General features: G+C 60.3%; 13 protein-coding genes. 8 read left to right on the forward strand and 5 right to left on the reverse strand.

All coding sequences use genetic code 11. The features are described 5' to 3' along the window. Window positions 1-43: 43 nt before the first annotated feature. Complete coding sequence (locus FOT55_RS04640) at window positions 44-739, reverse strand: class I SAM-dependent methyltransferase (RefSeq protein WP_060434750.1); 696 nt, start codon at window positions 737-739, stop codon at window positions 44-46. Window positions 740-750: 11 nt separating this feature from the next. Continuing rightward, complete coding sequence (locus tag FOT55_RS04645) at window positions 751-1131, reverse strand: hypothetical protein (RefSeq protein WP_060434695.1); 381 nt, start codon at window positions 1129-1131, stop codon at window positions 751-753. Between the two features lie 157 nt (window positions 1132-1288). Between FOT55_RS04645 and FOT55_RS04650 the strand changes: the two genes are divergently transcribed. After that, entirely contained in the window at window positions 1289-1765 is a 477-nt protein-coding gene (locus tag FOT55_RS04650) for an Rrf2 family transcriptional regulator (protein WP_060434693.1), read from the forward strand. 48 nt (window positions 1766-1813) lie between these two features. On the opposite strand, the gene FOT55_RS04655 is transcribed toward FOT55_RS04650, so the two are convergent. After that, a complete protein-coding gene (locus tag FOT55_RS04655) occupies window positions 1814-2563 on the reverse strand; it encodes a 3-oxoacyl-ACP reductase family protein (RefSeq protein WP_147823176.1) in 750 nt (249 codons plus the stop codon). Between the two features lie 149 nt (window positions 2564-2712). Continuing rightward, a complete protein-coding gene (gene bhsA / locus FOT55_RS04660) occupies window positions 2713-2973 on the reverse strand; it encodes a multiple stress resistance protein BhsA (protein WP_025304435.1) in 261 nt (86 codons plus the stop codon). A 195-nt stretch (window positions 2974-3168) separates the two neighbouring features. Between bhsA and FOT55_RS04665 the strand changes: the two genes are divergently transcribed. The 5 genes from FOT55_RS04665 (at window position 3169) to FOT55_RS04685 (ending at window position 8258) form a co-directional block, all read left to right on the forward strand. Continuing rightward, entirely contained in the window at window positions 3169-3612 is a 444-nt protein-coding gene (locus tag FOT55_RS04665; protein WP_142591228.1) for a lipocalin-like domain-containing protein, read from the forward strand. After that, entirely contained in the window at window positions 3609-4277 is a 669-nt protein-coding gene (locus FOT55_RS04670) for a glutathione S-transferase family protein (protein WP_025304433.1), read from the forward strand. Before FOT55_RS04665 ends, FOT55_RS04670 begins: the two co-directional genes overlap by 4 nt. Window positions 4278-4324: 47 nt before the next feature. Further along, window positions 4325-4732 carry a VOC family protein gene (locus tag FOT55_RS04675; protein ID WP_025304432.1) on the forward strand — a complete coding sequence of 136 codons (408 nt, stop codon included), beginning with the start codon at window positions 4325-4327 and terminating at the stop codon, window positions 4730-4732. Window positions 4733-5049: 317 nt separating this feature from the next. Then, window positions 5050-6411 (forward strand): NCS2 family permease, encoded by a 1362-nt coding sequence (locus FOT55_RS04680; protein ID WP_025304431.1) that lies wholly within the window; start codon window positions 5050-5052, stop codon window positions 6409-6411. A 197-nt stretch (window positions 6412-6608) separates the two neighbouring features. Then, window positions 6609-8258: a Na+/H+ antiporter gene (locus tag FOT55_RS04685; protein WP_025304430.1), complete on the forward strand. Its 1650-nt coding sequence runs from the start codon at window positions 6609-6611 to the stop codon at window positions 8256-8258. Window positions 8259-8334: 76 nt separating this feature from the next. Here FOT55_RS04685 and FOT55_RS04690 read toward each other — a convergent pair whose 3' ends face one another. Then, a complete protein-coding gene (locus FOT55_RS04690) occupies window positions 8335-9222 on the reverse strand; it encodes a LysR family transcriptional regulator (RefSeq protein WP_025304429.1) in 888 nt (295 codons plus the stop codon). A 140-nt stretch (window positions 9223-9362) separates the two neighbouring features. On the opposite strand from FOT55_RS04690, the gene FOT55_RS04695 reads away from it, so the two are divergent. Together FOT55_RS04695 and FOT55_RS04700 are read left to right on the forward strand one after the other, a co-directional pair. Beyond that, on the forward strand, window positions 9363-9785 hold the full coding sequence (locus tag FOT55_RS04695; protein WP_004936830.1) for a CidA/LrgA family protein: 423 nt from the start codon (window positions 9363-9365) through the stop codon (window positions 9783-9785). Beyond that, window positions 9778-10467 carry an LrgB family protein gene (locus tag FOT55_RS04700; protein WP_004936833.1) on the forward strand — a complete coding sequence of 230 codons (690 nt, stop codon included), beginning with the start codon at window positions 9778-9780 and terminating at the stop codon, window positions 10465-10467. Before FOT55_RS04695 ends, FOT55_RS04700 begins: the two co-directional genes overlap by 8 nt. Window positions 10468-10746: the final 279 nt, after the last annotated feature.

Below are 10746 nucleotides of genomic sequence, written 5' to 3' on the forward strand. Positions count from 1 at the left end.
GCCTGGAAAAGATCGCGAAAAACCCCGCTTAGGCGGGGTTTTTTTATGCCGATTTACGGGCCGTCCAAGCGTGGATCAGCAACGACTGGAAGAAACGCTGCGGCGGAGAAAATCCGGCTTCGGCGATCAACCGTTCGGTGCGTTCCGGCGGCAGCAGCAACAGCCGTTGCTGCAACTGGGCTCGGAGCTCAACCGGCGTGCGCGGAGTTTGACCGTCAAGAGACTGCATGGCGGCCCAGCTGGCCAGGTGCTGGTCAAAATCCGCCGCCGTCGTATCACCGGAAATTTCCGCAATCACCACCCGGCCTGCGGTATTTAACCGTGACGCCATATGGCGATAGAGGTCGCCACGCGCGTCATCGAGAATAAAATGGGTCACTAGCAGACACAGTACGGCGTCGTAATCTGGCACGCTCGGCAGATCCTGCAGATAGCCCTCCACCAACGTGCAGCGTTCGCCAATCTCCGCCTGCCGTAGCTTGGCAGCGCACACCGCCAGCATGTCGGCGGAAGGATCCACGCCGGTGAAACGCCAGCTCGGGTTCTGGCGGGCCAAATGGATCATCTCGGTACCGGTTCCTACGCCAACACACAGGATGTGAGCATTGACGGGCAAATCCTTCAATAGCAGCACAATCAAAAAGTGAAGATTGTCACTAATCGTATTGAAGCGCGCGTTGCCGGCGTCATACCGGCGGGAGAATTCGCCGTTGAAAATGTCATTGGTGTTCTGGTTCATGCGCGGCCTCATCACTGCTCATGCGAATTCAACATGTGCTGCGCCTCGTGTTTCATCACATGAGTGCGCACAGCCGCCTGAAATACTTTAAACAGCAGGCCGTTGATAAAGGTGGTGACGGTGAGCACGATGAAGGCGGTCATCACCCAATCGATCGGGCCGATGCCGCTGTGCAACAGCGCCGGGCGGTAAACCAGCATTCCTGCAATCACCACCCAGTGGCTCATGCAGTAAAAGCATTGGAACAAATGGCCCAGCAGGGCATTTTTGCGCGCCGCCCAGGCCCGCAGCGCCGTGAAGAGTTCGGTTTGTGTCAGGGTCATGGAAATACTGGCCGACGCCAGCGCGATCATCAGGCATACCGAGAGATCTGAAGCCGATACGGGAGTCATCATTATTCCTTACGAGGTCATGGTGCAATGGGTTTTCAGCGCCCAAGAGAACGCCGGTTATTTCATGTAACCTATAAAAGCACGTGATATTCGCCGTTGTCAATCTTTCGTATCATTGTAAGATACGAGAATATGCTGAGCTGAAAGGAAGATGGGAATGCGTCAGGACAACAAGCTTTCGCGCATGCTGCACGTGTTACTGCATATGGCGCGCCACAAGGGGGTTTACACCTCGGAACAGATCGCCGCGATGCTGGGCACCAACAGCGCCGTCGTCAGACGCACCTTGGCCGGCCTGCGTGATGCCGGTTTCGTTGCGTCGGAAAAGGGCCATCACGGAGGGTGGCGTATCGCCGACGATCTGCGGAACATCAGCCTGCTCGATATCTACCGGGCGGTGGGCGTTAAGCAGTTGTTCGCCATCGGCGGTGGGGAACAGCATCCGGAATGTGCGGTGGAGGCGGCGGTAAATCAGGCGCTGGGCAACGTGCTGGATGAGGCCGAGCAGGCGCTGCTGGCGCGCTTTGCCGAAATCACCCTGGAGGATCTGAAGGATCGCTTTGACCGCCATTTCCCTGTGGGGACGAACGAAAGCGCGGTGGTCTGCATTGACGGCGACGGTACCGAAGCGTAATTCGCCATTAAAAAAGCCCCTTGCGGGGCTTTTTGCATCGAAGAATGGTTACGCCGAGAAGCCGCCGTCTATGCTCAGGCTGGCGCCGGTGATGTAACCCGCCTGCGGGCCGGCGAGGTAGGCGACGAAGCTGGCGATCTCTTCATCTTTGCCGTAGCGGCCGATCGCCATCAGCTGCTTGAGTTGATCGGCGAATTCGCCGGCGTCCGGGTTCATCTCGGTGTCTACCGGGCCGGGCTGCACGTTATTGACGGTGATGCCGCGCGGGCCGAGATCGCGCGCCATGCCTTTGGTCAGGCCGATCAGTGCCGATTTGCTCATCGCATACACCGCCGCGCCGCCGAACGGCACGCGCTCGGCGTTGGTGCTGCCGATGTGGATGATGCGCCCGCCCTCATTCATGTGGCGCGCCGCTTCCTGGCTGGCGACGAACACGCTGCGCACGTTGACCGCTAGCATGCGATCCAGATCGTCCAGCGCCAGCGCTTCGGTGCCGCCCAGTGTAAACACCCCGGCGTTGTTCACCAGAATATCCAGGTTGCCGAAGTGGCTGACGGCCTGACGCACCGCCTGCTGCAGCGCCGCCGCATCGGCGCTGTCGGCCCTGATGGCGAGGGCTTTGCCGCCGGCGGCGGTAACGGCGCTTGCCACCGCTTCGGCGCGATCGGCCGAGGCGGCGTAGGTAAAGGCGACCACGGCCCCTTCACTCGCCAACCGTTTCACGATGGCGGCGCCGATGCCGCGTGAGCCGCCCTGGACGAATGCGACTTTGCCTTGCAGAGGATGTGCTGTGGTCATGTTATTTCTCCAAAGTGGGTGAGGGTAAGGCGTTATTCTCAGTATCGGTGAAATGTCCGGCGGCCACTGTTCACAAAGAGCTTTGCCTGCCCACAACGAGAAAAGCCCCTTGCGGGGCTTCTTTCTTCCGTCGGTTGGCTGTTCGACGATCAGTTGAAGATTTCTGCGGTGCCGTACAGTTTGTTCTGGCCGCCGGCGGCGACGATGCGGTAGGAACTGGCGCCCGACGCGGCGGCTTTGCTGGCCAGTTCGCTTTCCAGCGCGCTCAGGTTGGTGGCGCCGCTAACGGAGACTACGCCGATTTTTTGGGCGTCTGCAGCGGGTTGGCTGGAAGGCAGGTCAGCGGCGAAGGTAGCGAAAGAAGCGGTAGCCAGCAGCGCAGCGGTAGCAAAAATTTTGACGTTTTTCATGATGTGTTCCTCAGAGTATTTGTTAGGTGAGAGCCCGTTGCCTCTCGATGTGTTAAATAGTAGTGCACCGGGTGTGAATAAAAAATCGGAGAGTTTTGAGTATCTCTGTCAAATAAACTGATTGTTTTTCACCCGCTGGCGCGCGGTAAAAATCGCCACTACCCTTTACAGAGGATCTTTAACCGGAGAAGCGTAATGACGGTAAACGCGTTTATCGGCAGCTGGGCGCTGGTGTCGTCGGTGTTCAAAAACCAGAACGGCGAGCTGAATTACCCGCTGGGCGAGCAGGTGTTGGGGCGCATCCACTATGAGGCCAACGGCACGATGGCGGCGCAGCTGTATAGCGCCGTGCGGCCGCGTTTCGCCGCCGACGATTTGACGCAGGGGTCTGAGCGGGAGATCCGCGCCGCCTTCATCAATATGATTTGCTACTTCGGCCACTATCAGGTGGAGGAAAGCGAACAGCGGGTGGTGCATCAGGTCGAAGGCTGTTCGTTCCCCAATTGGGTAGGCAGCCGTCAGGTGCGTTTTTACGCTTTCAGCGGCGATCGGCTGACGTTGCGCACGGTGCCCTTGCAGCTCGGCAACGGCGTGCAGGTTGGCGAACTGGTGTGGCAGCGGACAGGGGCTTCGTCATGATCATTGTTCATCATCTCAACCACTCGCGATCGCAGCGCATTCTGTGGTTTTTGGAAGAGCTGGGCGTGCCCTATCAGGTGCAACGCTACGAGCGCGATCCGCAGACCCTGCTGGCGCCGGCGGCGCTGAAAAAGATCCATCCGCTGGGCAAATCGCCGGTGATCGTCGACGGCGATCTGACGCTGGCGGAATCCGGCGCCATCATCGAATACTTGCAGGAAGCCTATGACGCGCAGGGCATGTTCATGCCGACCGACTTCCACGCGCGCCAGCAGTATCGCTATTGGCTGCACTACGCCGAAGGATCGCTGATGCCGCTGTTGGTGATGAAGCTGGTGTTCAGCCGCCTTGGCCAGCCGCCGATCCCCTGGCTGCTGCGGCCGGTGGCCGGCGCGATCGGCAAGGGCGTGCAGCGCGAATACCTCGACAAACAGATCGCGCCGCACTGCGAATACCTCGAACAGCACCTGAACAAGGGCAGCTGGTTTGTCGGCAACGATTTCAGCGCGGCGGATATTCAGATGAGCTTTCCGCTGGAGGCGATGGCGGCGCGCGGCGCGTTGGACAATTGCCCGAAACTGCGCGGCTTCCTGCAGCGCATTCATGCCCGGCCCGCCTACCAGCGGGCATTGGAGCAGGGCGGCCCTTACGACCTGCTGAGTTAAGCGGATGGGCTATACTCGATGGGGTCATTCTTCATCGGAGGTAGCCCATGGCTACGCAAATCTTCGTTAACCTACCCGTACGCGATCTGCCCGCCTCGATGGCGTTTTTCACCCACCTGGGGTTCGCTTTCAACCCGCAATTTACCGACGATACCGCCGCGTGCATGGTGGTCAGCGACACGATTTACGTGATGCTGCTGACCCATGACAAATTCAGGATGTTTACCCCGAACCCGATCGGCGACGCCAAACAAGCCACCGAGGTGCTGGTGTGCCTGTCGCAACCCAGCCGGGCGGCGGTGGACGAACTGGTGCGCAAGGCGATCGCCGGCGGCGGCAACACTTATCATCAGCCACGCGACTACGGCATGATGTACGGCCATGGCTTTCAGGACCTGGACGGCCATATCTGGGAATTGATGTATATGGATCCCGCTGCGGTACAGGCGCAATAATCTCGCCGGGGCGTCCGTCGCCCCGGTTTTATCGTGCAGACGCCATTCCCGCCACTTTCTGCATAAATTGCCGCGATCTTTAGTTGATTAGACGCCATGGAAGGCAGGATAATCGTTTGCCTTGAATAAACCACCATAAATTACCCGTACCGCGCGCTGCGAGTTAAACGTTTGCCTTGGTGCGCATTGCCGTTGGCGATGCGACGGAAGGGCAAGGAAGCGGAACGTGACGTAAACGATTACGTGGCGATCGGGCGCGGGCGAGATGACAGGCCTGCTGTGACGGGCCGATTAATGAAACACAGGGGAAGTAACCTATGTCGAACTCTCAAGCGAACCACGCCGCAAAACCAACCGGCGGGCTTGATGGCTATTTTAAAATTTCCGCGCGCGGCAGCAGCGTGCGACAGGAAGTGGTGGCGGGGCTGACCACCTTCCTGGCGATGGTGTACTCGGTGATCGTGGTGCCGAGCATGCTGGGCAAAGCGGGCTTCCCGCCGGCGGCGGTGTTTGTCTCTACCTGCCTGGTGGCCGGGCTGGGCTCGCTGCTGATGGGGCTGTGGGCTAACCTGCCGATGGCCATCGGCTGTGCGATCTCATTGACCGCTTTCACCGCCTTCAGCCTGGTGCTGGGTCAGCACATCAGCATTCCGGTGGCGCTGGGCGCGGTGTTCGTGATGGGCGTGCTGTTTACCGTCATCTCGGTCACCGGCATCCGCGCCTGGATCCTGCGTAACCTGCCGATGGGCGTGGCGCACGGCACCGGCATCGGCATCGGTCTGTTCCTGCTGCTGATCGCCGCCAACGGCGTCGGTCTGGTGGTGAAGAACCCGCTGGATGGCCTGCCGGTGGCGCTCGGCGCCTTCACCTCCTTCCCGGTGGTGATGACGCTGGTCGGCCTGGCGGTGATCTTCGGCCTGGAGAAGCTGCGCGTGCCCGGCGGCATTCTGCTGGTGATCATCGCCATTTCCATCATCGGCCTGATCGTCGATCCGGCGGTGAAATACCAGGGGCTGTTCGCCATGCCGAGCCTGGCGGACGCTGACGGCAAATCGTTGATCTTCAGCCTGGATATCATGGGCGCGTTGCAGCCGGTGGTGTTGCCGAGCGTGCTGGCGCTGGTGATGACTGCGGTGTTCGACGCCACCGGCACCATCCGCGCGGTGGCCGGGCAGGCCAACCTGCTGGATAAAGACGGGCAGATCATCAACGGCGGCAAGGCGCTGACCTCGGATTCCCTGAGCAGCATCTTCTCCGGCCTGGTGGGCGCCGCGCCCGCCGCGGTCTACATCGAGTCCGCTGCCGGCACCGCCGCGGGCGGCAAAACCGGCCTGACCGCCACCGTGGTCGGCATCCTGTTCCTGCTGATCCTGTTCCTGTCGCCGCTGGCCTATCTGGTGCCGGTCTACGCCACCGCGCCGGCGCTGATGTACGTCGGCCTGCTGATGCTGAGCAACGTCACCAAGCTGGACTTCAACGACTTCGTCGACGCAATGGCCGGCCTGCTGTGCGCGGTGTTCATCGTGCTGACCTGCAACATCGTGACCGGCATCATGCTGGGCTTCAGCTCGCTGGTCATCGGCCGCATCTTCTCCGGCGAATGGCGCAAGTTGAACATCGGCACCGTGCTGATCGCCGTGGCGCTGGTGGCGTTCTACGCCGGCGGCTGGGCGATTTAAGCCTCTTGGGTTTCCCTCGCCCATCGGGCGGGGGAGCCTGTGACGGCAATTCCCTTCTTAAGATAAGTCTTCTTCTGCTCTGCACCGCGTTTTGAAAGGCACAACAAGCTTTAACGGCTGTAAAAAAAGTGATCTACTATCGGGACCAACGCAGGCCCTGAGCCGATGTCGTCTGAATCGTAGAGTCTAAGGAAAGCATGGAAATCTTTTTTACAATCCTCATTTTGATCCTGGTGGTCTCCTTGTCCGGGGTGGTGACGCGCATGTTGCCGTTCCAGGTGCCGCTGCCGCTGATGCAAATCGCCATCGGGGCCCTGTTGGCCTGGCCGCATTTCGGGCTGCACGTCGACTTTGATCCCGAACTGTTCCTGGTGCTGTTCATCCCGCCGCTGCTGTTCGCCGACGGCTGGAAAACGCCGACGCGCGAGTTCTTGCATCACGGGCGTGAAATTCTCGGCCTGGCGCTGGTGCTGGTGCTGATCACCGTGGTCGGCGTCGGTTATCTGATCTACGCCATGGTGCCGGGCATTCCGCTGGTGGCGGCCTTCGCGCTGGCGGCGGTGCTGTCGCCGACCGATGCCGTGGCGCTGTCCGGCATCGTCGGCAAAGGGCGGATTCCCAAGCCGATCATGGGCGTGCTCGAGGGCGAGGCGCTGATGAACGACGCGTCCGGCCTGGTATCGCTCAAGTTCGCCATCGCGGTGGCGATGGGCACCATGGTGTTCACCGTGGGCGGCGCGACCCTCGAGTTCCTCAAAGTGGCGATCGGCGGCCTGTTGGCCGGCGTGGCGGTCACCTGGACCTACAGTAAATCGCTGCGGGTGATGAGCCGCTGGAGCGGCGACGATCCGGCGACCCAGATCGTGTTCCTGCTGCTGCTGCCGTTCGCTTCTTACCTGATTGCCGAACACATCGGCGTCTCCGGCATCCTGGCGGCGGTGGCGGCGGGGATGACCATCAGCCAATCCGGCGTGATCCGCAACGCGCCGCTGGCGATGCGTCTGCGCGCCAACAGCGTATGGGCGATGCTGGAGTTCGTGTTCAACGGCATGGTGTTCATCATGCTGGGCCTGCAGCTGCCGGGCATTCTTGAAACCTCCATCCTGCAGGCGGAGCTGGATCCGACCATCCAGACCTGGTATCTGTTCGCCGACGTGGCTACCATCTACGCCGCACTGCTGGTGCTGCGTTTCACCTGGCTGTGGGTGATGAAGAAGGCCAGTAACCGCTTTATGAAAAAGCGTCCGCTGCAGTTCGGCGATTACAGCACGCGTGAGCTGTGGGTGGCGTCGTTCGCCGGGGTGCGCGGGGCGATTACCCTGGCCGGCGTGCTGTCGATACCGCTGTTGCTGAGTGACGGCACCGCCTTCCCGGCGCGCTATCAGCTGGTGTTTATCGCCGCCGGGGTGATCCTGCTGTCGCTGATTGTCGGCGTGCTGGCGTTGCCGCTGCTGCTGCGCGGCGTGCAGGTGGCCGACAAGAGCGCCAGCAAGCACGAAGAGCGCATGGCGATCGCCATGGCGGCCGAGGTGGCGATCGAAAGCGTGAATAAAATGGAAGAGCGCCTGGTTGCCGATACCGAAGAAAACCTCGACCCGCAGGTGTTGAAAGAGGTCAGCTCGCGGGTGACGGGCATGCTGCGGCGGCGCATCGCGTCGAAAGACGATATCGAGAATGCGTTGGCGATGGAAAACCTCGAGCGGCGTTTCCGCCTGACGGCGCTGCGCGCCGAGCGCGGCGAGCTGTACCATCTGCGCGCCACGCAGAAAATCAGCAACGAGACGCTGCAAAAACTGCTGCACGATCTCGACCTGCTCGAAGCGCTGCTGATCGAGCGCGAAGGCTAAACCTCAGAGGAGGAATTAACGTTTTTCCTCTTTATTTCTGTTCTGAAGGGCCGCCTGTGCGGCCCTTGTTTTTTGGCTACTTGAGCGGCGGCCAATAGTCGCGGCAGCAGGCGATCCAAGCCTGCGCGCTGTGCGACAGGTAGCTGCCCTGGCGCCAGATCAGGCCGATTTTCCACTCCATGCGCGGCTCCAGCGGCAGCCAGACCAGGTTTTCCTTGTCCAGCCAGCGGCAAACCGGCTCCGGCAGCATGGCGATGCCCACGCCGGCCTGCACCATCGAGGCGAGGAAGTCCCATTGGCCGCTGCGCACCGCGATTTGCGGTTCAAAACCGGCCTGGCGAAACGCCTTCATCAGCATCTTGTAAAGCGCAAAGTCTTCGTTATAAATCAGGATCGGGCTGTCGGCCAATTCGGCGATATTGATGCGGGTGCGGTTGAGCCACTGCGGCGTGCGCGGCGCCACTACGCACATCGGATGGCCCAGCAGCGGCAGAAAGGTCAGCGGCTGTTCCGAATCGAAGGGTAACACCGTCATCGCCAGATCCAGTTCGCCGGACATCACCGCTTGTTCGACCGACAGCCCGCCCAGCTCGGAAATCTTCAATTCGATACCGGGGTAGGTTTGGCGAAAGCGGCGGATCAGATCGGCGATCTGCCTGCCCACCATTGGCGGAATGCCCAGCCGCAGCACGCCCTTTTTCACCGAGCTGATGTCTTCCAGCTCCGCCTCCAGTTGCCGGAATTCGTCGAGGATCGTCAGGCCGCGCTGATACACCGCCTGGCCGCTGTCGGTCAGGCGCAGCTTGCGGCCTTCGCGGATCAGCAGCGTGCACTCCAGCTCCTCCTCCAGATGCCGCAGCATCTTGCTGATGGTGGGCTGGGTGACGAACAGTTTTTCCGCGGCGCGGGTGAAGCTTTGCTGGCGCACCACTTCAACGAAGTAGCGCAGGGTGCGGACATCCACGTTAGGGTTCTCCTTGGGGACGCTACCGGCGGGAAACTATTCCCGGACGGCATGATGTCGATAATTTTAATTCATTTCAGGCGTGGTTTCCCGGCTGCGTATACTGTAGGCCGTTAATTTATTGTTTGAGGTCATCTTTCATGTCTCTGGCGTTACGCCGCGTTGCCCCCTCCCTGCTGACCCGCTTGCAGGTGCCGATTCAGGTGGCGTTGTATGCGGCGCTGTTCCTGATCGCCGATCGTCTGGTGCAACAATTCCACCTGCCGCTCCCCGCCAATATCGTCGGCATGTTGATGCTGCTGGCGCTAATCCTGCTGCGCATTCTGCCGCTGAGCTGGGTTAAGGCCGGCTCCCGCTGGCTGCTGGCGGAAATGCTGCTGTTTTTCGTGCCGGCGGTGGTGGCGGTGGTCAACTATGCCCAGCTGTTGATGGTCGAGGGCTGGAAGATCTTTTTGGTGATCGCGGTCAGCACCATGCTGACGTTGGGCGCCACCGGGCTGGTGGTGGACAGGGTGTATCGGCTGGAGATTTGGCTGCAGCGCCGGAAGCAGCGCCATGAATGATTTTATCCTTAGCCTGGCCTGTTTTCTGGCGACGCTGGCGCTGTACTTCGCCAACAAGAAGCTGTATCGCCGCCGGCGCACGCTGTTGCTGATGCCGCTGGTGCTGACGCCAATGATCCTGGTGCTGCTGCTGGTGGTCACCCACATCTCCTATCAGGACTATATTGGTGAAACTCACTGGCTGCTGTGGCTACTGGGGCCGGCAACCATCGCTTTCGCGGTGCCGGTGTATGAGAACCTGCATATCATCCGCCGCCACTGGCTGTCGCTGACCGCCGGCGTAACGACGGCGGTGCTGGTGGCGGTGTACAGCTCGGTGTGGCTGGCGCGCCTGCTGACGTTGCCGGAAGAGGTGCAGCGCAGCTTGGCGGTGCGGTCGATCACCACGCCGTTCGCGCTGGAGGCCGCCAAACAGATGGGCGGGCAGCCGGATCTGGTGGCGCTGTTCGTGGTGATCACCGGGGTGTTCGGCATGGCGGTGGGGGATATTTTGTTTTTGCGGCTGGCGGTGCGCAGCCGTCTGGCGAAGGGCGCCGGATTTGGCGCCTCGTCGCACGGTGCCGGCACCGCTCGCGCTTATGAGCTGGGGCCGCAGGAGGGCGTAGTGTCGAGTTTGGTGATGATGCTGGCCGGCATCATTACGGTCGTGGCCGCGCCATTGATCGGCCGGCTGATGTGGTAAGACCTCTCGGGGCGGGCTCTGCCGCCCCTTTTACGTTATCTGTCGTTGGGAACGGTGCCGTTGGTGGATGCCAGAAAAAACGAAGAAATTTTTCAGCATAATTTTTCTCATCGTTATAACAAAAAACGATAGATGCGCCGCAGGCAAAATCGCCGTCCATTTTAATTGGAAGTAAATTAATTAAAAAATAAATTATTATCATTAAAACAATAAAGTATAACTTATTGATATGGAGGGGCTCTTACCGTAAGTATTGTTGCACATTAACTGTTGTGAATA

The sequence above is a fragment of the Serratia bockelmannii genome (genome assembly GCF_008011855.1).
GTDB lineage: Bacteria > Pseudomonadota > Gammaproteobacteria > Enterobacterales > Enterobacteriaceae > Serratia > Serratia bockelmannii.

Excerpts from the sequence above, each read along its gene's own strand:
- FOT55_RS04640 (WP_060434750.1), bottom strand. The coding sequence starts at position 739 with ATGAACCAGAACACCAATGACATTTTCAACGGCGAATTCTCCCGCCGG.
- FOT55_RS04645 (WP_060434695.1), bottom strand. The coding sequence starts at position 1,131 with ATGACTCCCGTATCGGCTTCAGATCTCTCGGTATGCCTGATGATCGCG.
- FOT55_RS04650 (WP_060434693.1), top strand. The coding sequence starts at position 1,289 with ATGCGTCAGGACAACAAGCTTTCGCGCATGCTGCACGTGTTACTGCAT.
- FOT55_RS04655 (WP_147823176.1), bottom strand. The coding sequence starts at position 2,563 with ATGACCACAGCACATCCTCTGCAAGGCAAAGTCGCATTCGTCCAGGGC.
- bhsA (WP_025304435.1), bottom strand. The coding sequence starts at position 2,973 with ATGAAAAACGTCAAAATTTTTGCTACCGCTGCGCTGCTGGCTACCGCT.
- FOT55_RS04665 (WP_142591228.1), top strand. The coding sequence starts at position 3,169 with ATGACGGTAAACGCGTTTATCGGCAGCTGGGCGCTGGTGTCGTCGGTG.
- FOT55_RS04670 (WP_025304433.1), top strand. The coding sequence starts at position 3,609 with ATGATCATTGTTCATCATCTCAACCACTCGCGATCGCAGCGCATTCTG.
- FOT55_RS04675 (WP_025304432.1), top strand. The coding sequence starts at position 4,325 with ATGGCTACGCAAATCTTCGTTAACCTACCCGTACGCGATCTGCCCGCC.
- FOT55_RS04680 (WP_025304431.1), top strand. The coding sequence starts at position 5,050 with ATGTCGAACTCTCAAGCGAACCACGCCGCAAAACCAACCGGCGGGCTT.
- FOT55_RS04685 (WP_025304430.1), top strand. The coding sequence starts at position 6,609 with ATGGAAATCTTTTTTACAATCCTCATTTTGATCCTGGTGGTCTCCTTG.
- FOT55_RS04695 (WP_004936830.1), top strand. The coding sequence starts at position 9,363 with ATGTCTCTGGCGTTACGCCGCGTTGCCCCCTCCCTGCTGACCCGCTTG.
- FOT55_RS04700 (WP_004936833.1), top strand. The coding sequence starts at position 9,778 with ATGAATGATTTTATCCTTAGCCTGGCCTGTTTTCTGGCGACGCTGGCG.